Here is an 18,867-nt window from a genome sequence, read left to right as displayed (position 1 = left end):
GCTCCTTACAGCGGGCCGAAATAGAGATCCTTGGTGGCAATCGTCCCTTTCAGATTCTGGCTGGGCAGCCCGTGCAAAGTGGGATCAACCAGTCGCATCTGGTTGTAATGATACACGGGGATGATGGGCACCTCTTCCATCAGCAGCTGTTCGGCATGCTGATAGAGTGCAACCCTGCTCTTCTCATCCAGAGTGCTGGCAGCCTGTTCCAGCAACAGATCAAAATCGGGATTGCAGTAACCGCTTTCGTTGCGCAGATCCTGGCAGCGGAAACTGTTCAGCATGGCCGAGGGCTCGACGTAATCACCGAACAGAAAGCTTCTTGCCACCAGAAAATCACCGCTATCCTTGGCGACCTGATAGTTGTTCCACTCCAGATTGTTGAGCGTGACCTCAACCCCCAACTGACGCCACATACCGGCAATCAAGGTTGCTATCTTCTTGTGGGTGTCTGCCGTGTTGTAGGTAATGCTCAGCCTGAGCGGATGAGCACTGCTGTAACCGGCGGCGGTCAGCAATGCAGCGGCCCTGGCCTGGCGGGTCATCTGGTCCTCCAGTGCAACAGGGAGAGAGAGGTGGGAGTAACCCGGCATATCAGGCACCAGAGACCAGGCTGCCAGCTCCTCCTGGCCGATCACCGACTTGGCCAACTGATAGCGGTCGATGGCAATGGAGAGCGCCTGGCGCACCCGCACATCCTGCAACTCGGGGCGGCGCATATTGAAGGTGTAGAGATAGGTGCCCAGCAACGGCGATCCCCAGACTCGCAACGGATCGCTCTGCTTCATCTTCTGGTAATAGTCGGGCGATACCCGGTTGGTCAGCTGTATCTCGCCCGCTTCATAACGCAAGCGCTCAGCATGCTGTGAGGCGATGGGCAGATAGGTGACTCGCTGAATGCGGGTATGGCGATCATTCCAGTAATTGCTGTTGCGCTCCGCTTCAAGCCGCTCGTTGGTCACCCGGTTTGCCAAGCGGTAAGCGCCATTACTCACCAGCTTGCCGGGCTCGGTCCACTGCTTGCCAAAACAGGCGATCGCCTGCTGATTGACCGGCACGAATGGCAGCTGGCTGATGAGCTGCAGGAAATAGGGCACCGGTCGCTCCAGAGTAACTTTCAGGATCTGGGCGCTCTGCGCCTCGATCCCGAGATTGGCGGGCTCTAGCGCACCGGCATAGATGGACTGGGCATTGTTGATCCCGGCAGTCAGCAGCAAGGTCGCCGAGGGGGAGCCGAGGGCAGGATCAAGCAGCCGGCGCCAAGCATAGACAAAGTCATCGGCAACCAGCGGATCACCATTGGACCACTTCAACTGGGGGCGCAGGAAAAACCGCCACTCGAGGCCATCTTCGCTCACTTCCCAACGCGCAGCCTGAGCAGGCACGATACGTCCCTGGCCATCCTCGCTGACCAGACCTTCAAAGAGATCCACCAGCACCTCTTCCCCGGGAAAACCGCTACGCATCAGCGCCGGATCCAGAGAGTCGGGTTCACCGCCATTGCCCTTGACCAGCACCTGCCGATCCGACAAGCGGGGCGCCATCTCCACCGTAGTGGCGTATACCGGCGGCAATGCCAGTACACCGAGCAAAAGCGGGGAAAGCCAGCGTTGCGCCAGCCGGGGGAAGAGACCATACCTCATGACAAAACCTCGAATAAAACCACTGCAGGAGGGGAAGGCCGACGGCGCGCCTGATGAATGCCTGATGCCGCCCTTGTTATCCCCGAAAACGCCCCGTATTGTATCGGGCTTGCCCCGGAGATGGAGTCTTTAGGGTTAATTTTTTCGGGAGTTTTTATGGGTTATGAGTGGCTGGCTCTCGCATCGGCCAGTTTATGGGCAGTTGCCGCCCTGATTTCGGTCAAACCAGCCCGCCATCTGGGCCCATTTGCCTATAGCCGCTGGCGGATGTTTCTGGTCAGCCTGATGCTTGGCAGCATCAGTCTGCTGACTGGCGGCTGGCACACCCTCTCCGGTAGCACCCTCCCCCTGCTCGCCCTGTCCGGACTGATCGGCATCTTTATCGGCGATACCGCCCTCTATGCCTGCATGAATCGGCTCGGCCCGCGGCGCAGCGGTTTGCTCTTCTCCTGCCATGCCCTCTTCTCTGCCCTGCTCGGGCTCTGGATCTTCAACGAGCAGTTGACCGGCTCACGGCTGACTGGTGCCCTGCTGGTCTTTGCCGGCGTCATGCTGGCCATTCTGTTTGGCCGGCGCAGCAGTGGCAGCGAATGGGAGCGGATACGGGGAAGTTTGACCATCGGTGTGGCGCTTGGCCTTACCGCCGCCCTCTGTCAGAGTCTGGGCGCCATCATCGCCAAGCCGGTCATGATGAGCAGCAACGTCGATGCGGTGAGTGCATCGGGAGTCAGGATGGTCAGCGCCCTGCTGGCCCACTGCGCATTGCGGCTGACCGGATTGCCGCTGACCCGAGCATTTCGTCCCATCAACCGTCAAATCTTCGGCATGATCGCCATCAACGGCTTTCTGGCCATGGCGCTAGGGATGACGCTGATCCTGCTCGCATTGCGACACGGCGACGTGGGAATGGTGGCGATCCTCTCCTCCACCACGCCGGTGATCCTACTGCCGCTCTTGTGGTGGCACTCGGGGGAACGGCCTTCGGCGGCGGCATGGTGCGGAACCCTGCTCGCCACACTGGGCACAGTGCTGGTATTAGGTGCCAGCGGCCACTGACACCCGAGAGGATTTAGAAGAGAGCAATCTCGTCTGCGGTGAGTTCACGGTACTCGCCGGGTGCCAGATCTGCATCCAGCGCCAAGCCACCGACCTGCTCGCGGTGCAGACCCACCACCTTGTTGCCGATGGCGGCAAACATCCGCTTAACCTGATGGTACTTGCCCTCATGAATGGTGAGACGCGCCTCGCACTCACCCAGTAACTCCAACTGGGCGGGGCGAGTCTTCTCGGTTTCACTGCGCAACAGCACACCTTCGGCAAAGAGGGCGATGGCATCCGGGCTCACCGGATCGGCCAGCCAGACGTGATAGGTCTTGGCACACTCGTGGCGGGGAGAAGTGATGCGATGGGACCACTGGCCATCATCGGTCACCAGCACCAGTCCGGTGGTATCGAGGTCAAGGCGCCCCACCACGTGCAGCTTGCCCATGGAGGGTTCATCCATCAGGAAGAAGACGGTCGGATGATCCGGATCCTCGTTGGAGCAGACATATCCCTCAGGTTTGTGCAGCATGAAGTAGCGATTGCGGCGATCCAGAGTGAGAGTGACGCCGTCGAACTCGATCTGGCTCTCTTCATTGATGTGAAACGCCGGCTGCTTGACCACGATGCCATCCACCATGACCTCACCCTGACGGATCAGTTTGCCAGCGAGCGAACGGGTCAAATCGGAACAGTCGCACAGAAATTTATCAAGCCGCATTCACAACCTCGGAGTCCAAAAAGTAAAGGGGCAATATTATATCTGGCGGGGGCGACAACGCCACTGTTAACGGGCGGCCAATTGTGACGAAGTGGCCATCCAATGTTACACTGCGCTATGACCCATCACGGGCGATACTCATAATAATAAATCTCGGGAAGCCGCCATGAAGTCTCAAGCATCCTATCCTGTCATCCCCGTCAATCAGCTGAAACCCGGCATGTATGTCATCGCTATTGCCAGTCAGACCGGCGGAATGGAAATTGCCCAGATGGGGTTGGTCACCACTCAGGGACAAATTGCCAATCTGGTTCGTCAGGGTGTACTCACGGTGCGGATCGATCTCTCCCGCAGCAAGCTGGGCCATGCCGAGAGCGAAGCGGTCGCGTCGCCCGAACTTGGCAACGGCAGCGATCAGGCCAGACGCCGGGTCAGTGCCAACGGTGAGGGCAAGGAGCTCAAGATCCGCCGCCTCTATCAGGAAGCTCGCGAGCTGCAAGGCAAGTTCATCAGCCACCTCAAGGCGGGCGAGCCCATCGATATCACGCCGCTGGCCGAAGTCGCCGAAGAGATGGTAGACACCATGTTTACCCACGGCGATGCCATGCTCTGTCTGGCTCGCATCCGCGCCAAGGATGCCTACCTGATGGAGCACTCCATGAACGTCGCCATCCTGCTGGCCAACTTTGGCCGCTATCTGGGGCTGGAGCGCAGCGTGCTCAAGGAGCTGACGCTCGGGGGCTTGCTGCACGATGTGGGCAAGATCATGACGCCCGACGAGGTGCTCAACAAACCGGGCAAGCTGACCGACGAGGAGTTCGCCATCATGCGCCAGCATGTGGTGCACAGCTACGAGATCTTGAGCAACACTCCCGGCATCACCCCCACCATGCTGGAAGTGGCGGCCAATCACCACGAGCGGCTCGATGGCACCGGTTATCCACAGCGGCTCAAAGGCGATCAGCTCTCGCTCTATACCCGCATGAGCGGCATTGTTGATGTCTATGATGCCATCACTGCAGATCGGGTCTACAAGGCGGGGATGCAACCGACCCAGGCGTTTCGCATCCTGCTCAAGGGACTGCACAGTCACTTCGATGCCGAGCTGGTCACCAAGTTCATCAAATGCATGGGGGTCTATCCAGTGGGTACGCTGGTGCAGCTGTCAAACCAGCGGCTGGCCATTGTCATGCAGCGCAATCAGCAGGAACCGCTCAAGCCGGTGGTCAAGGTGATCTATCACGCGACCCAGCGCCACTACCTTGATGTGCAGTGGCTGGATCTCGCCAAAAACGGGGTTCAGGAAACCATCGAGAACACGGTTGATCCCAAGGAGTTTGGCATCAATCTGGCCAACTTCGTCTAAATCCGCTCCGTCTAGCCCGACTCGCCTTCTCGCCGCCGCTCGGCGCAATGCTGGATGAGAAACTCCTCATCCAGTGGCGACAAATCAAAACGGATACACGCCTCTTCGATGGCTCGAATATCGTGTTGATGGTGCTCGCTGAGCCAGCGCACGGCGCGGCGCAAATCTTCACCATGGGGCAGCAGGGAGTGGTCGCTCATGGGGCACCTCCGGTCAGCCATCGACACCAGCCCGTCACGTCGGGCTCTCCCTTATAGCTTAGCCCTCTGCCACCCCGTCATCTTGCCTTCAATCAGGTTCAGGCAAATGCCTGCTGCCAATCTTGATCGAATTTCGCCAACGCCGCGTCCACCGCCGGTACTCTCAGCAGCTGCTCGGCCACGTCGAGCGGCAGAGTGATGGACTGGCAGCCCGCCAGCAGGCAGTCGAGCGCTTGGCGCGGCGTGCGGAACGACGCCGCCAGCACCTTGCTGCCCGGAACATGCAGCGCCAGCAGTTGCTGCAGCTCCTGCACGGTGGCGATGCCGTCGCCCCCCTGCGCATCCAGCCGGTTGACGTAGGGCGCTACGTATTCTGCCCCCGCTACCGCCGCCAGCCAGCCCTGCAGCGGGGTATAGACCGCCGTCCCCAGCGTCGGCACCCCGTTGGCAGTCAGGGTCTTGATGGCCGCCAATCCCTCTTCACATACCGGGATCTTGATCACCAGGTCGCGGTCCAGTTCACGCAGGGCAAACGCCTCGCGCACCATCTTGGTCTCGGTCTTGGCCATCACCTGGGCAAACAGGCGTGCCTTGGGCCCAAGCACCTCCCGCAAGGCGGGCAGCAACTCGGTCAGCGGCATGCCGCCTGCCGCAGCAATGGACGGATTGGTGGTGACGCCAGCCAGCGGCAGGATCCGTGACCAGCGGCGCACCGCAGCCACATCGGCAGTATCGAGATAAAGCTCCATCTCTGACTCCTTAAAGGGATGTTCAATCTGTCGCCATTTTAGCCAGATAACATCCGCAATTTAGTTGATCAAAATCAAATCAACTTTCGAACGAAAGCAAATAGAATGCAAATACAAAAGGAGGCGGTATGATTTTTGACCTGCAAAGATATTCAACTCACGATGGCCCCGGCATTCGCACCCTGGTATTTCTCAAGGGGTGCTCGCTGGCCTGTCGCTGGTGTCAAAACCCGGAAAGCCGCTCTCCCAAGCCGGACATACTACTCGACCGGCGCCAATGCATCGAGGGATGCCGGCTCTGCAGCGATGCCTGTCCGGCAATCTTGCGTGACAGCCAGGGAGTCCAGCTCGCCCGCTCAACCCTCAGCAATCAGGATGTGGAACGGCTGCGCGGCCTCTGCCCCAGCGAAGCGCTGCAGGTGTGCGGCCGGGAGGAGAGTCTGGACACCCTGATGACCACCATCTTGCGGGACCGCCCCTTCTTTGAGCGCAGTGGCGGCGGAGTGACCCTCTCTGGTGGCGAGCCGTTTATGCAGCCCGAATTTGCTGCCGATCTGCTGGCCCGCTGCAAGGCCGAGGGGCTGCATACCGCAGTGGAAAGTTGCCTGCACGTGCCCTGGCACCAGATTGAACCTAGCCTCCCCCATCTCGACCTGCTGCTGGCGGATCTCAAGCATGTGGATGAAGTGCGCTTCTTCGACTGGACCCGTGGCAAGGTCGCCCTGCCTCTGGCCAACCTCAAGCGTCTGGCCGAGCGCGACGTGGCCATGCAGATCCGGGTGCCGCTCATCCCCGGCTTCAATGCCGACCGCGCATCCATAGAGGCCATCACCCAAGCTGCCGCCAACCTTGGCACTGTGCAGGAGATCCACTTTCTCCCCTACCACACCCTGGGCGCAGGCAAATACGCCCTGCTCGACCAACCCTATCAGGCCCCCCCACAACCGCTCGATGACCCGGCACTACTCGCCTTTGCCCATGAGTGTGCCCGTGCGCAGGGGCTTACCCCGCTCACCCGGGGCTAGCAACACCCCATGACCTCAGCCACTCACTGCCCAATGACCAGAGGATAAGACCATGACCCAGCTCGACCTCACTACCCTGCCCCCGCGGATCCGTGCCCACAAGGAGAGCCTGATCCACATCGTCCAACCGCCGGTCTGCACCGAGCGTGCCCGTCACTACACCGAGGCCTATCAGGCCCATCTGGCCCGGCCGCTGCCGGTGCGCCGCGCCCTGGCGCTGGCCCACCACCTCAAGGAGCGCACCATCTGGATCAAGCACGACGAGCTCATCGTCGGCAACCAGGCCAGTCAGGTGCGGGCGGCGCCGCTCTTTCCCGAATACACGGTGGGCTGGATCGAGAAGGAGATCGATGAGCTGGCAGATCGCCCCGGCGCCGGTTTTGCGGTGAGCATGAGAGACAAGCAGATCATCCACACCCTCACCCCCTTCTGGCGCGGTCAGACGGTACAGGATCGCTGCTACGGCCTCTTTACCGATGAACAGAAGGGGCTGCTGGAGAGCGGCATCATCAAGGCCGAGGGCAACATGACCTCGGGGGATGCCCACCTCGCGGTCAATTACGAGCAGCTGCTTGCCCTCGGTCTCGATGGCCTCAAGGCCAAGGTGGCCGAGCGGCGTGGCCGGCTCGATCTGGCTGACTGGGCCGACCTGCAACGCGAGCAGTTTCTGCAAGCCGTCGCCATCACCTTCGATGCCGTCAGCCAGCACATCGAACGCTACGCCGCGCGGGCCCGCGACATGGCAGCACAGGAATCGCGCCCCGATCGCCGCAGTGAACTTGAGACCATCGCCCTCAACTGCGCCCACATCGCCCACCAGCCTCCCGAGACCTTCTGGCAGGCGCTGCAGCTCTGCTACTTCATCCAGCTCATCCTGCAGATCGAGTCCAACGGCCACTCGGTGTCGTTTGGCCGAATGGATCAGTACCTCTATCCCTGGTATCGCCGCGAGGTGGAATTGTCGGAATCCCTGCCGCGCACACGCGCCATCGAACTGCTGCAAGGGTGCTGGCTCAAGCTGCTGGAGGTGAACAAGATCCGCTCCGGCACCCACTCCAAGGCATCCGCCGGCAGCCCGCTCTATCAGAACGTCACCATCGGCGGCCAGAACTGGCAGGGGGGCAAAGCCCATGACGCGGTCAACGGTCTCTCCTACGCGATTCTGGAGTCCTGTGGCCAGTTGCGCTCGACCCAGCCCAACCTCTCGGTGCGCTACCACGCCGGTATGAGCGAAGATTTTCTCGACGCCTGCATTCAGGTGATCCGCTGCGGCTTTGGCATGCCCGCCTTCAACAACGATGAGGTGGTGATCCCCGAGTTCATCAAGCTCGGCGTAAGTGAGGAGGATGCTCACCACTACGCCGCCATCGGCTGCATCGAAACCGCAGTGCCCGGCAAGTGGGGCTATCGCTGCACCGGCATGAGCTTCATCAACTTCGCCCGCATCCTGCTGGCGGCGCTGGATGGCGGCCGCGATGCCACCACCGGCAAGGTCTTTTTGCCCCAGCCCCAGTCGCTGCGGGACGGCACGTTCGGCCACTTCGACGAGGTGATGGCCCGCTGGGACGAGCAGGTGCGCTACTTCACCCGCAAGTCCATCGAGATCGATTGTGTGGTCGACAGCGTGCTGGAGGCTCAGGCCCACGACATCCTCTGCAGCGCGCTGGTAGATGACTGCATCGAGCGCGGCAAGACCATCAAGCAGGGGGGCGCCGTCTATGACTGGGTCTCCGGCCTGCAGGTGGGGATCGCCAACCTGGGCAACAGTCTGGCGGCGCTGAAGAAACTGGTGTTCGAACAGGGGGTCGTAGACCAGAGTGAGCTGGCCGAAGCGCTCGAGCAGGATTTTGCCGGGGTCAAAGGCGAGCAACTGCGTATGCGCCTCACCAATGCCGCCCCCAAATATGGCAACGATCTGGACGAGGTAGACATGCTGCTGGTACAGGCCTACCAGAGCTACATCGACGAACTCAAGGGGCTGCACAACACCCGTTTCGGGCGCGGCCCCATCGGCGGCACCTACTATGCGGGCACCTCCTCCATCTCGGCCAACGTACCCTTCGGGGCGGCCACCATGGCCACCCCTGATGGCCGCCACGCCCGCACCCCGCTGGCGGAAGGGGCCAGCCCCTCGTCGGGTTCGGATCGCCTCGGCCCCACGGCGGTGTTCAACTCCCTTGGCAAGCTGCCCACGGCGGCCATTCTCGGCGGCGTTCTGCTCAACCAGAAGCTGAGCCCGGCCAGCCTTGAAAACGAGCGGGACAAGGCCAAGCTGATGAGCCTGCTGCGCACCTTCTTCGAGGTACACAAGGGGTGGCACGTGCAGTACAACATCGTCTCGCGGGAAACCCTGCTGGCGGCCAAGGCCCATCCCGATCAGTACCGGGATCTGGTGGTGCGGGTGGCGGGTTACTCGGCCTTCTTCACCGCCTTATCCCCCGATGCGCAAGATGATATCATCGCCCGAACCGAGCACAGTCTCTGACGGGCCCCACCAGGGGCAGCTGTGCCCCTTATATGACCGGCAAGCCACCCGAGCGGTGGCTTGCCGCTATCCACTGTCAACCAGCGAGGTCCCATGAACCCACGCCACCAACTGATCCTCACCCTGGTCCATCAGGCCCGCAAGATGAGCGTGAGCGAGCTATCCCAACGTACCGGGGTCTCGGAGGTGACGGTGCGCAACGACCTGACCGCTCTCGAAAAGCAGGGGCTGCTCAAGCGGGTGCACGGCTCGGCCATGGCGCTGGAGAGCGACGACCCCGATGCCCGGATGAACATCAACTACCTGCTCAAGGAGCGCCTCGCCGAGCGGGCCGCCCAGCTGGTGGAGGATGGCGAGACGGTCTTTATCGAGGGGGGCAGCGCCAACGCCCTGCTGGCCCGCCATCTGGCCCAGCACAAGCGGGTCACCATCATCACCATCAGCAGTTACATCGCCCACCTGCTGCGCGACACCCAGGCTCAGGTAGTGCTGCTCGGTGGCCTGTTCCAGCATCAGAGCGAGAGCGTAGTGGGGCCACTGACCCGGCTGTGCATCGAGCAGGTGCACTTCTCCAAGGCCTTCATCGGGGTGGACGGCTTTCATCCCGAGATGGGCTTCACCGGCCGCGATATGATGCGCGCCGACGTGGTCAACAGCGTGCTGGCCAAGGGGGTGACCAATGTGGTCATCACCGACAGCAGCAAGTTCGGCGCCATCCACCCGAGTCCGCTCGGTACACCGGGCCAGATCGGCGTGCTGGTCACCGACGACGCCCTGCCCGCCCCCATGCGGGCCACCCTGGCCGCGCGTGGCATCACAGTGCACTGCGTCGCCGCCTGAATCGCCCCTTGCCCCCGTTGCCGGGGTGCTCCACCACCTGATGGCTTGACGGCGCCCACCGAGGCTGGGGTATGCTCGTCCTCTTTTGGCCTCTCCCGGGCCACGAACCGAAGGACGCCGCATGCACATCAAGGACAAGTTTCTGGCCGCTCTGGTAATTCTCTGCTGGGGGCTCAACTTCGTCGCCATCAAGTGGGGGCTGGAGGGCATTCCCCCGTTGCTGCTGGGGGCGCTGCGCTTCGTCGGTGTAGTCTTTCCCGCCATCTTGCTGGTCCCCAGACCCGCCATGCCCTGGCGCTGGCTGTTGGCCTATGGCGGTGCCATCAGTCTGGGCCAGTTCTCCTTTCTGTTCTGCGCCATGAAGTTCGGCATGCCGGCGGGCATGGCCTCGCTGGTACTGCAATCCCAGGTAGTCTTCACCCTGCTGTTCGCCATGATCTGGCTGGGTGAGCGCTGGCAACCCCACCACTGGGTGGCCCTGCCGCTGGCGGGGGCCGGCCTCTATCTCATCGCCACCCATGGCGAAGGCAATCTCACTCTGCTCGGCTTCGTCCTGACCCTCTGCGCGGCAGCCTGCTGGGGCCTTGGCAACGTCATCAATCGCCAGATCGGGCTGCGCTATCAGACACCCCTGCAGAGCCTTATCGCCTGGGGCGGAGTGGTGCCCATCCTCCCCTTCTTCGCACTCTCCTGGCTGTTCGAGGGGCCGGAACTGATGACCAGCAGCCTGCTCAATATCAGCTGGCAGGGTTTCCTGTGCGTGCTCTATCTCTCCTTTGTCGCCACCTGGCTCGGCTACGGTCTGTGGGGGCGGCTGCTGATGCGCTATCCGGTAGCGCAGGTAGCGCCCCTCTCCCTGCTGGTGCCCTGTGTCGGTATGGTGGCGGCAGCCCTGCTGCTGGACGAGCATCCCACTGCGTTGCAGTGGCTGGGTTCTGCTCTGGTGCTACTCGGCTTTGTGGTGCATCTGCTGGGCGGCCGGCTGCGCTGGTTCAAACCGCAGGCCGCCGCCTGATCCGTTATTTGCCCGCCGCCATTGACCGGGGCGAGGAAAATTTCCATCATGAGCCAGCCCCCAACGGGGCTGAAGCCACCATCAGGTGACCTGCAGGACGCAGCTATCAGGAGAGCAAGGATATGCCATCGACATTCACCGCCGGATCCCGGATCATCCCGCGCCTTCTTCGCACCAGTGCAATCACCCTGACCCTATGTTTGAGTCACTACAGCTGGAGCGCCGCCCTGCCAGCCGATTTGAAGTGGGAGAGCAACAACACGGATCCCGTTTACGCGGATCCGGCTGCCAAACGCGGGGGGACATTCCGCGACTTCGTCACCAGTTTCCCCCTCACCCTGCGCAAGTTCGGGCCCGACTCCAACGGTGCGTTTGCCGCCTATGTCAGGGAGACCAACCTGCCGCTGCTGGCCACCCACCCCATAACCGGCAACCCCATGCCGATGCTGGCGAGTGAATGGGCTTTCGGCGCCGACAACAAGACCCTCTATTTTCGCATCAACCCGAAAGCTCGCTGGTCGGACGGCCAACCGGTTACCGCCGATGACTGGGTGTTTTCCCTCAAGATGATGCGCAGCAAGGAGATAAACGATCCCTGGTACAACAACTACTACAGCACCCAGATTGTCGATGTGACCCGCTTTGACGACCACACCCTCTCCATCACCAGCGGCATCGCAAAGAGTCACCAGGATCTGCTGGAGTCACTGCCCATCAGCCCGGAGCCGAGCCATGCCATCAAGCTCACCAGCAATTGGGTCAAGGAGTACAACTGGAAGGTGCTGCCGGTCACCGGCCCCTACCAGATCGACGAGGTGAAGAAGGGCAAATCGATCACGTTCAAGCGGGTCAAGGATTGGTGGGGCGATGACGAGCGCTACTTCCAGCACCGCTTCAATCCCGAACGACTCGAGATCAAGGTGATCAGGGATCAGAACATCGCCTGGCAGCACTTCCTGCGCGGCGAGCTCGATACCTTCCCGCTGGTGATGCCCAACTGGTGGCATGACAAGAGCAAAACGCCGGAGTTCGAGAAAGGCTATATCGAGCGGCTCTGGTTCTACAACCAGACCCCGCAATCCCCCACGGGCCTCTATCTCAACACCGCCGATCCGCTGCTGAGCAATCTTGATGTGCGACTCGGCATCCAGCACGCCCTCAATATCGACAAGATGCTCACCACCCTGCTGCGCGGGGATTATCAGCGCCTCAACAGCTACGGTGCGGGTCAGGGAGATTTTACCAACACCGATCTCAAGGCGCGCTCCTTCGATCCGAAACTGGCGCGCACCTACTTTGCCAAGGCGGGCTTCACCTCCGCCGGCCCTGACGGCATTTTGCAAAACGGCAAGGGAGAGCCGCTTACCCTGACCATCACCTACACTACGGCAGAGCACGCCCAGCGTCTGACCCTGCTGCGAGAGGAAGCCAAGAAGGCGGGACTCAATCTGGAGCTAAACCTGATGGATGCCTCGGCCGGTTTCAAGTCGATGCTGGAGAAAAAGCACCAGAGTGCCTGGATGGCCTGGAGTGCTGGTCGCTACCCTGCCTACTGGGAGCACTTCCACAAGATCAACGCCCACAAACCGCAGACCAACAACATCATGAACATCGATGACGAGGCGATGACCGCCCTGGTAGAGCAGTACGACAAGGCTTTCGATTTTGGCAAAAAGGCCGAGCTGTCGCGCCAGATCCAGCAGTGGCTCTATGAGCTGGCCAGCTTCGTGCCCACCTATCAGGTGCCCTACACCCGTGATGGCGCCTGGCGCTGGATAAAACTGCCCAAGGTCCCCGCTACCCCCAAGAGCGAATTGCTCCACTGGCCCCTCGATGGCGGCAACAGTGGTTACAGCTATGGCGGTCTGTTCTGGATCGACGAACAAGTAAAAAATGAAACGCTGGATGCCATCAAGAGCGGCCAGAGCTTCCCTCCCGTTACTCAGGTCGATACCCGCTTCAAGCAGTCCTGAGCCAGCGGCAGATAGCAAAAGACCCCGCACACTGGCGGGGTCTTTTTTTGCAACCGGTTTTTTGCAGCCTCAGTTGCTCGCGTCAAGCTGGGGCAATTAGCCGCGCTTGGACTGCTTCTGGGCGATAGCGTCGGCGATATCGGCCGGCTCCAGCACGATGCCTTCCTGATCCGGGGTCGGGAACACGGCGACGCACAGTTCGTCCTGCTCCATGCCCTCGATCCAGCGCTCCAGCCACACCTTGAGGGTGATGGACTGCGGCTTGCACTCGGCCCACTCACCTTCGGCCCACGCCTTGGCGTATTCCGGGTGCGGCCATACCGGGATGCAATCTTCATCGTCGGTAGTCAGCATCATGACGCCGTGCTCGTCGGTCAGTACAAACAGCTCTTCATGCTCGACCAGCTTGCTGATGAAGTGATCGTAACGGTAGTCAGCGTTCAGTTGCAGCGCGGCATTGCGCTCGGTGTCGCTCAGTTCATAGCTCATTGGCCAAGTCTCTCTCAATCGATAAAGGGCGCCATGTTCACATCTTGTGGTCAGCTTGTCCAGCCTGCCACCCCCTGACGCCAGACGGGGGAAGCGAAACGCCCATAAGGATAGAGCAGGGAGCCGGATAAAAAAGCCAGGCTCGCCACATTGGCCGGATTAAAACACCGGGGTGATCAGCTCCACATCCGCTGTTTCACTCAGTTTTTGCCGCAGCCAGTAGGCTGACTCGACCTCGACAAAGCAGAGTTGATCCCGACCACTCGCCGCCGCGCTCATCAACTGCTCGAAGCGAAGTTGCTGCTGCGCCAGCCAGGCTGTCGCCAGTTTGGCGCCGTGCGCTTCATCAACCACTTCGCGGCGCAGCTCGAACAGGTTGTCACTGATGGGGCTGTTGATCTTGGCCGCACTGTGCCAATACATCTGCAGATTCTCCATCATCTCGGCATCGTAGTTGGCCAGGGCATCCAGCTCGGCTGTCGCCCCCTCCTTACCGGTGGCAAAGTCACACCAGCCGGCATCGAGACTTGCCAGTTCACGGGCCTGAGCCCCTTTGGCATGCTTGCGCAGTTGAGCAATATCGCTCCCCTTGCGGGCAGGCAACCACAGATCACCCTCATGGCTCTCCAGCAAGGAGGTCAACAGAGAGACGGGGTAGACCGGAAAACCGGCAGAGTGTGAATGCAGCAGGGATACCAGAGTGATCTTGACCATGAGCAATACCTTGAACTGGGCGAACAGCCGCAAGCGAACCGTCCGGTTAACAGGAGGGCTCTATCCTATCACGTTTGGCATGGTGAGGATCTTGCGAGGAGAAGTGGCAACCATCTGATTACGCCCAAAAAAACAGCACTCGGCAGGATATGGCAGAGACAAAGACCAATAGTTTGAACCAGCGCCCACTAAAGTGGATCCGGGAGTGCTAGTTTGCATACATCTTTAGCGTAAGGAGTAGATCCATGATTGGTATCGATCAGATTTCTGATGACGTAATAAACCAGTTGAAGATACTGGCATGCTTTGATCCAGCCAACATGAGCCTGGGCATCAAATTACGCAGCGACATGTCTGAAGAGCTGTGCCAGGCAGCGGTTCGCCTGCACCAGCAGGGGCTCATCAGTGCCGAAGATGGCGGCTACCTCACCCCGTTTGGCATGACCATGGTAGAGCATCTGCAGCACCTGCTGGTCGCTCTCAAACCGCTTTGACCGGCTGGGGAGCCCACAGCGAAAAGTTGAGCAGCTCCCAGCGCTCTCCCTGATGGAGATGACAGGCAAACAGCAAAGGACCTTCGGGTCCTTTTACTTTGCCATCGACCAGCCACTCTGACTCCCTGTCGGGGATCAGGCGGGCCTCAATTTCGTCCGGTTGCCGCTCTTCACCTAGCCGCACATGGACAAACTGCTGACAGACCCGCTCTGCCTCCATAGCTGCCTGTACCGGCACGGGCTCATCCACAATCGGGGTCAATGCAGTCAGGAGCAACAGGGTCTGGAACATGATTCACACACCGTATGAGTCAGGAACAAAGGCCATATAAACAAAAAGCCGTGGTACCAGAGGTACCACGGCTTTCTTAAATTCTGTAAGAATTACAGAGCAGTTACGTTCTCAGCCTGCGGGCCTTTCTGACCTTGGGTCACAGAGAACTGTACGCGCTGACCTTCAGCCAGGGTACGGAAACCGTTACCTTGAATGGCGCTGAAGTGAACGAAAACGTCCGGGCCGTTTTCTTGCTGGATGAAGCCAAAACCTTTGGTTTCGTTGAAAAACTTAACGGTACCGGTGATCATGTTAGACATATCTTTAAACCTGTATTCAAAATAATTACTTATGCTTTTCAGCGGGTAAAGCTCAAAAAACGGGATTAATTTATGAACAACAGGAAAAGATGTAAAACATCAAATTCATTGACATAACTATCGCCCTTTCAAGCTGCCTAGGATTATACGTGGCTTTGTAGATTACGCAAACAAATTTGTGCCCTGCCAACGGCAGGGCACACCCTTTACAGGGTCGGCGCTTCCAGCGCTTGTACCAGTGCCTTGAGGAAGCGTGCCGCCTCGCCGCCGGTACAGGCTCTGTGGTCAAATGTCATCGACAACGGCAATGCCCTCACCGGGCGAGCCTCCCCATGGATGAACACCACTTTCTCGAACAACTTGCCCGCCCCTATGATGGCCACCTGCGGCGGCGTCACGATAGGGCTGGCATAACGGCCTGCGATGGCGCCGAAGTTGGTGAGCGTAATGGTCGCCCCCTGCAACATCTCGCGGGGCACGGCACGCGCCTTCACATCGGCGATCATCCGATCCAGCCCTTGCCGCAGATCGGTCCCCTCCCGCTCAGCCACGTTCTCCATCACCGGCACATAGAGGCCATGCTTGGAATCCACCGCAATGGCCACATTGACCTCTTTGAACAACCGTCTTGACAGGGTTTCACCATCAAACCAGGCATTCATCGAGGGCTCGGCGCGGCACGCCACGCCAATCGCCTTGATAAGGCGCACCGTCACATCCTCATCAGGGTGCCAGTGACGCAAATCCACCTCATCAGTAATGCTGACCGGCACTACCGTCTGATGAGAGAGCTCCATCGCCTTGGCCATGGCCCGCCGTGACCCTTTGAGAAACTCGTTGCCACTGCTTTGCTGAGCCTCGAACGCCTGCTGCACATCCAGCTCGGTCAACATACCGCCACTGCCACTTCCCTTGATCCGGTCGATATCCAGACCCAGTTTTTGTGCCAGCAGGCGCACGGCAGGCATGGCTTGCACCAGCGAGCCCCCCGGGGCAATGGCCCCCACCACGAAGTGATCCTCGATATGTTGCTGATGAGCACTCACCTTGCCCACCACGGTGCCATCATCCTCACCCCCCTCGAATTCCACCAGCGGCGCACCGATATGGAGGATATCCCCCTCGGCGCCGCAGAGACGGGCAATCACCCCGGCCACCGGAGAGGGCACATCCACCAGCGCTTTGGCCGTTTCCACCGACAACAGCACCTGATCGACCGCAACGGTATCACCGGCACTCACCTTCCATTCGACGATCTCGGCTTCGGCCAACCCTTCACCCAGATCCGGTAATTTGAAAAATTTCATAGCCACTGGTTCTCCATCAGCTGGTGAGCGGCATCGGCGATATCCTGCTCGGTGATGAGGTAATACGCTTCGTTGCGATAATAGGGGACGGCGGCATCCACGCCTGTCAGCCGTTTGGGCGGCGCCTTGAGGCTGGGAAGTGCCTGCTCGGTCACCCGCGCCACAATTTCGGCCCCGACCCCGAAGCTGCCACATGCCTCGTGTACCACCAGCAACCGCCCGGTCTTGCGTACCGAGGCGAGGATGGTCTCCATATCCAGCGGCTTGATGGTGGCCAGATCCAGCACCTCGCACTGGATATCCTGCTCGGCCAGCAGGTTCGCCGCCCGCATCACCTCCTGAATGCAGGCCCCCCAGGCCACTACCGTGATATCCCGGCCCGGGCGCAGGGTGAAGCAGACATCCAGCGGCAGGCCGACACCGTCATCCACCACCTCGGATTTCATCGAGCGATAGATGCGGTCGGGTTCGAAAAACATCACGGGATCCGGATCGCGGATGGCCGATAGCAGCAGGCCATAGGCGCGTCTCGGGCTGGAGGGGATCACCACCCGCAGCCCGGGAATATGGGCAAACAGCGCCTCGACACTCTCGCTGTGATGTTCCGGCGAGTGAATGCCTGCTCCATACGGGGAGCGATAGACGAGGGGGCAGGAGAGACGGCCACGGGTGCGGTTTCGCATCCGCGCCGCCTGACAGATGATCTGCTCCATCCCGGGGAAGATGAAGCCTTGAAACTGGAACTCAGCCACCGGCTTGAGCCCCTGGGTGGCCATACCGACCGCCACTCCGGCGATCAATCCCTCGGCCAGCGGCGTGTCGATCACCCGCTTGAAACCGAACTTGTCGCGCAGGCCAACTGTGGCGCGAAACACCCCGCCATTGACTCCCACATCCTCGCCGAGTACCACCACATCCGGGTCGTGCTCCATCTCGTAGTGAAGGGCCATGTTGACCGCTTCCAGCAAACTGATCTCACTCATGGCCAACCTCCTGCTTCATCCCCTTGGCAATCACTCGCTCGCGCTGGGGCAAGAGTTCGGCGGGCAGGCTGGCGTAGTGATAATCGAGCATCGCCTCCGGTGGCTGGGGCGCCATCGCCTCATAACGGGCAACCGCCTGTTCTACCTCTCGGGCGGCGTCCGCCAGCAGGCTCTGCTCCTGCTCCTCATCCCACCAGCCCTGGCTGTGCATAAACTTGCGCAGCCGCTTGACCGGCTCTTTCGCCCAAGCGGCCTCGACCTCGGCCCCGTCGCGATAGCGAGTGGCATCGTCGGCCGTGGTGTGATCGCCGAGACGATAACTGACCGCCTCGATCAGGGTCGGCCCCTTGCCGCTGCGGGCCCGTTCTACGGCACTGCGAGCGGCATCGTAGACCGCCACCACATCGTTGCCATCCACCTGCAGGCTGCGCACCCCGGCGCCAATCCCCTTCTGGGCCAGCGTAGGAGCGCTCGATTGCAGCTTGCGTGGCACCGAGATGGCCCACTGGTTGTTGTTGACGATGATGACCATCGGCAGGTGCCAGACACCGGCGCAGTTGAGCCCCTCCAGAAAATCACCCTTGGAGGTGCCGCCATCGCCGATAGTGACTACAGCGACGCGCGGTTGATTACGCAGTTTGAAGGCCGAGGCAATACCGCATGCGTGGGTGATCTGGGTAGCGATGGGGACGCAGATGGGGAGATCTTCAGAGGGAGTCCCATCTGGTTTGAGAAAATAACTCCCCCGCTCGTCACCGCCCCAATATTGCAGGTTTTTCTCCATCGGTACGCCCCGCACATAGAGGGTGGGCATGTCCCGATAGTAGGGGACGTAGACATCCTGCGGCTGCATGGCGAGACCAATGCCAATCCCCACGGCTTCGGCACCGAGATGGGAGGGAAAAGTACCGAGCTTGCCGGTTCGTTGCAGCGCTATCGCTTTTTTGTCATAGCTGCGCACCATCACCATATTGCGGTAGAAAGTGTGCAGTATCGCCTTGTCCAGCCAGGCCGGTAAGGTGGCGACCGGGCACCCTTCCGCATCGAGGTAACGAAGGAAAGGGATGTCGACATGGGTCATAACTGGCTCCTTGCCGTTGTAGGCGTCACCGATGCTGGTGACACTTAGATGTAAATACCTTGTTAAATAAAAAGCAAAGGGATTTACTCAGGTAAGACCAGTAGAAACTTCTTTAAAGTAGCGAAGGAGCTGAATTTTCGGCGATGA

Annotated in this window: 19 protein-coding genes; 8 read left to right on the top strand and 11 right to left on the bottom strand. The window is 60.3% G+C overall.

Annotated features, from left to right (window positions below):
* Nucleotides 1-5: 5 nt before the first annotated feature.
* Complete coding sequence (locus tag AACR93_RS09020) at nucleotides 6-1,643, bottom strand: peptide ABC transporter substrate-binding protein (RefSeq protein ID WP_043850554.1); 1,638 nt, start codon at nucleotides 1,641-1,643, stop codon at nucleotides 6-8.
* A gap of 156 nt (nucleotides 1,644-1,799) precedes the next feature.
* Between AACR93_RS09020 and AACR93_RS09015 the strand changes: the two genes are divergently transcribed.
* Nucleotides 1,800-2,699, top strand: coding sequence for a DMT family transporter (locus AACR93_RS09015; protein ID WP_043850553.1), 900 nt, complete (start codon nucleotides 1,800-1,802; stop codon nucleotides 2,697-2,699).
* Between the two features lie 13 nt (nucleotides 2,700-2,712).
* On the opposite strand, the gene rsuA is transcribed toward AACR93_RS09015, so the two are convergent.
* On the bottom strand, nucleotides 2,713-3,405 hold the full coding sequence (rsuA, locus tag AACR93_RS09010; protein WP_043850552.1) for a 16S rRNA pseudouridine(516) synthase RsuA: 693 nt from the start codon (nucleotides 3,403-3,405) through the stop codon (nucleotides 2,713-2,715).
* A 166-nt stretch (nucleotides 3,406-3,571) separates the two neighbouring features.
* Between rsuA and AACR93_RS09005 the strand changes: the two genes are divergently transcribed.
* Nucleotides 3,572-4,771, top strand: coding sequence for an HD-GYP domain-containing protein (locus AACR93_RS09005; RefSeq protein ID WP_041209843.1), 1,200 nt, complete (start codon nucleotides 3,572-3,574; stop codon nucleotides 4,769-4,771).
* Between the two features lie 11 nt (nucleotides 4,772-4,782).
* Here the strand turns inward: AACR93_RS09005 and AACR93_RS09000 are convergent, their stop codons facing one another.
* Nucleotides 4,783-4,971 carry a hypothetical protein gene (locus AACR93_RS09000; protein ID WP_043850551.1) on the bottom strand — a complete coding sequence of 63 codons (189 nt, stop codon included), beginning with the start codon at nucleotides 4,969-4,971 and terminating at the stop codon, nucleotides 4,783-4,785.
* Between the two features lie 98 nt (nucleotides 4,972-5,069).
* Nucleotides 5,070-5,720, bottom strand: a complete 651-nt coding sequence (gene fsa / locus AACR93_RS08995; RefSeq protein ID WP_043850550.1) for a fructose-6-phosphate aldolase — start codon at nucleotides 5,718-5,720, stop codon at nucleotides 5,070-5,072.
* Nucleotides 5,721-5,848: 128 nt separating this feature from the next.
* Between fsa and AACR93_RS08990 the strand changes: the two genes are divergently transcribed.
* The 5 genes from AACR93_RS08990 (at nucleotide 5,849) to AACR93_RS08970 (ending at nucleotide 13,058) form a co-directional block, all read left to right on the top strand.
* Nucleotides 5,849-6,745: a glycyl-radical enzyme activating protein gene (locus AACR93_RS08990; RefSeq protein ID WP_043850549.1), complete on the top strand. Its 897-nt coding sequence runs from the start codon at nucleotides 5,849-5,851 to the stop codon at nucleotides 6,743-6,745.
* 52 nt (nucleotides 6,746-6,797) lie between these two features.
* Nucleotides 6,798-9,230 carry a formate C-acetyltransferase/glycerol dehydratase family glycyl radical enzyme gene (locus AACR93_RS08985; protein ID WP_043850548.1) on the top strand — a complete coding sequence of 811 codons (2,433 nt, stop codon included), beginning with the start codon at nucleotides 6,798-6,800 and terminating at the stop codon, nucleotides 9,228-9,230.
* A gap of 93 nt (nucleotides 9,231-9,323) precedes the next feature.
* Entirely contained in the window at nucleotides 9,324-10,070 is a 747-nt protein-coding gene (locus AACR93_RS08980; RefSeq protein ID WP_043850547.1) for a DeoR/GlpR family DNA-binding transcription regulator, read from the top strand.
* A 121-nt stretch (nucleotides 10,071-10,191) separates the two neighbouring features.
* Nucleotides 10,192-11,085, top strand: coding sequence for an EamA family transporter (locus tag AACR93_RS08975; RefSeq protein ID WP_043850546.1), 894 nt, complete (start codon nucleotides 10,192-10,194; stop codon nucleotides 11,083-11,085).
* Nucleotides 11,086-11,207: 122 nt separating this feature from the next.
* Entirely contained in the window at nucleotides 11,208-13,058 is a 1,851-nt protein-coding gene (locus AACR93_RS08970; RefSeq protein ID WP_043850545.1) for an extracellular solute-binding protein, read from the top strand.
* 96 nt (nucleotides 13,059-13,154) lie between these two features.
* Here the strand turns inward: AACR93_RS08970 and AACR93_RS08965 are convergent, their stop codons facing one another.
* Together AACR93_RS08965 and AACR93_RS08960 are read right to left on the bottom strand one after the other, a co-directional pair.
* A complete protein-coding gene (locus tag AACR93_RS08965; protein ID WP_043850544.1) occupies nucleotides 13,155-13,547 on the bottom strand; it encodes a DUF2750 domain-containing protein in 393 nt (130 codons plus the stop codon).
* A 159-nt stretch (nucleotides 13,548-13,706) separates the two neighbouring features.
* Entirely contained in the window at nucleotides 13,707-14,261 is a 555-nt protein-coding gene (locus AACR93_RS08960) for a hypothetical protein (RefSeq protein ID WP_043850573.1), read from the bottom strand.
* Nucleotides 14,262-14,506: 245 nt separating this feature from the next.
* Between AACR93_RS08960 and AACR93_RS08955 the strand changes: the two genes are divergently transcribed.
* On the top strand, nucleotides 14,507-14,755 hold the full coding sequence (locus AACR93_RS08955; RefSeq protein WP_033113423.1) for a TIGR02647 family protein: 249 nt from the start codon (nucleotides 14,507-14,509) through the stop codon (nucleotides 14,753-14,755).
* Here AACR93_RS08955 and AACR93_RS08950 read toward each other — a convergent pair.
* The 5 genes from AACR93_RS08950 to pdhA all read right to left on the bottom strand — a co-directional run bounded on the left by AACR93_RS08950 (nucleotide 14,742) and on the right by pdhA (nucleotide 18,720).
* Nucleotides 14,742-15,047 carry a hypothetical protein gene (locus AACR93_RS08950; protein WP_043850543.1) on the bottom strand — a complete coding sequence of 102 codons (306 nt, stop codon included), beginning with the start codon at nucleotides 15,045-15,047 and terminating at the stop codon, nucleotides 14,742-14,744. The two genes, AACR93_RS08955 and AACR93_RS08950, sit on opposite strands and share 14 nt — an antisense overlap.
* 92 nt (nucleotides 15,048-15,139) lie before the next feature.
* Nucleotides 15,140-15,349: a cold-shock protein gene (locus AACR93_RS08945; RefSeq protein WP_005302803.1), complete on the bottom strand. Its 210-nt coding sequence runs from the start codon at nucleotides 15,347-15,349 to the stop codon at nucleotides 15,140-15,142.
* A gap of 206 nt (nucleotides 15,350-15,555) precedes the next feature.
* Entirely contained in the window at nucleotides 15,556-16,656 is a 1,101-nt protein-coding gene (locus tag AACR93_RS08940; RefSeq protein ID WP_043850542.1) for a dihydrolipoamide acetyltransferase family protein, read from the bottom strand.
* Nucleotides 16,653-17,639, bottom strand: a complete 987-nt coding sequence (locus tag AACR93_RS08935; RefSeq protein WP_043850541.1) for an alpha-ketoacid dehydrogenase subunit beta — start codon at nucleotides 17,637-17,639, stop codon at nucleotides 16,653-16,655. The genes AACR93_RS08940 and AACR93_RS08935 overlap by 4 nt, the downstream gene beginning before the upstream one ends.
* Nucleotides 17,632-18,720, bottom strand: a complete 1,089-nt coding sequence (gene pdhA / locus AACR93_RS08930; RefSeq protein WP_043850540.1) for a pyruvate dehydrogenase (acetyl-transferring) E1 component subunit alpha — start codon at nucleotides 18,718-18,720, stop codon at nucleotides 17,632-17,634. Before pdhA ends, AACR93_RS08935 begins: the two co-directional genes overlap by 8 nt.
* Nucleotides 18,721-18,867: the final 147 nt, after the last annotated feature.

Source organism: Aeromonas sp. L_1B5_3, from assembly GCF_963866575.1.
Lineage (GTDB): Bacteria > Pseudomonadota > Gammaproteobacteria > Enterobacterales > Aeromonadaceae > Aeromonas > Aeromonas jandaei.
Note: the sequence above shows the minus strand (reverse complement) of the source record. Positions and strands in the feature narration are given on the sequence as shown.

What these genes read in the sequence shown, in the direction of transcription:
- AACR93_RS08990 (WP_043850549.1), top strand. Translation starts at nt 5,849, where the DNA reads ATGATTTTTGACCTGCAAAGATATTCAACTCACGATGGCCCCGGCATT.
- AACR93_RS08940 (WP_043850542.1), bottom strand. Translation starts at nt 16,656, where the DNA reads ATGAAATTTTTCAAATTACCGGATCTGGGTGAAGGGTTGGCCGAAGCC.
- fsa (WP_043850550.1), bottom strand. Translation starts at nt 5,720, where the DNA reads ATGGAGCTTTATCTCGATACTGCCGATGTGGCTGCGGTGCGCCGCTGG.
- AACR93_RS09005 (WP_041209843.1), top strand. Translation starts at nt 3,572, where the DNA reads ATGAAGTCTCAAGCATCCTATCCTGTCATCCCCGTCAATCAGCTGAAA.
- AACR93_RS09020 (WP_043850554.1), bottom strand. Translation starts at nt 1,643, where the DNA reads ATGAGGTATGGTCTCTTCCCCCGGCTGGCGCAACGCTGGCTTTCCCCG.
- AACR93_RS09015 (WP_043850553.1), top strand. Translation starts at nt 1,800, where the DNA reads ATGGGTTATGAGTGGCTGGCTCTCGCATCGGCCAGTTTATGGGCAGTT.
- AACR93_RS08935 (WP_043850541.1), bottom strand. Translation starts at nt 17,639, where the DNA reads ATGAGTGAGATCAGTTTGCTGGAAGCGGTCAACATGGCCCTTCACTAC.
- AACR93_RS08960 (WP_043850573.1), bottom strand. Translation starts at nt 14,261, where the DNA reads ATGGTCAAGATCACTCTGGTATCCCTGCTGCATTCACACTCTGCCGGT.
- AACR93_RS08980 (WP_043850547.1), top strand. Translation starts at nt 9,324, where the DNA reads ATGAACCCACGCCACCAACTGATCCTCACCCTGGTCCATCAGGCCCGC.
- AACR93_RS08955 (WP_033113423.1), top strand. Translation starts at nt 14,507, where the DNA reads ATGATTGGTATCGATCAGATTTCTGATGACGTAATAAACCAGTTGAAG.
- AACR93_RS09000 (WP_043850551.1), bottom strand. Translation starts at nt 4,971, where the DNA reads ATGAGCGACCACTCCCTGCTGCCCCATGGTGAAGATTTGCGCCGCGCC.
- AACR93_RS08970 (WP_043850545.1), top strand. Translation starts at nt 11,208, where the DNA reads ATGCCATCGACATTCACCGCCGGATCCCGGATCATCCCGCGCCTTCTT.
- AACR93_RS08965 (WP_043850544.1), bottom strand. Translation starts at nt 13,547, where the DNA reads ATGAGCTATGAACTGAGCGACACCGAGCGCAATGCCGCGCTGCAACTG.
- rsuA (WP_043850552.1), bottom strand. Translation starts at nt 3,405, where the DNA reads ATGCGGCTTGATAAATTTCTGTGCGACTGTTCCGATTTGACCCGTTCG.
- AACR93_RS08945 (WP_005302803.1), bottom strand. Translation starts at nt 15,349, where the DNA reads ATGTCTAACATGATCACCGGTACCGTTAAGTTTTTCAACGAAACCAAA.
- AACR93_RS08985 (WP_043850548.1), top strand. Translation starts at nt 6,798, where the DNA reads ATGACCCAGCTCGACCTCACTACCCTGCCCCCGCGGATCCGTGCCCAC.
- AACR93_RS08950 (WP_043850543.1), bottom strand. Translation starts at nt 15,047, where the DNA reads ATGTTCCAGACCCTGTTGCTCCTGACTGCATTGACCCCGATTGTGGAT.
- AACR93_RS08975 (WP_043850546.1), top strand. Translation starts at nt 10,192, where the DNA reads ATGCACATCAAGGACAAGTTTCTGGCCGCTCTGGTAATTCTCTGCTGG.
- pdhA (WP_043850540.1), bottom strand. Translation starts at nt 18,720, where the DNA reads ATGACCCATGTCGACATCCCTTTCCTTCGTTACCTCGATGCGGAAGGG.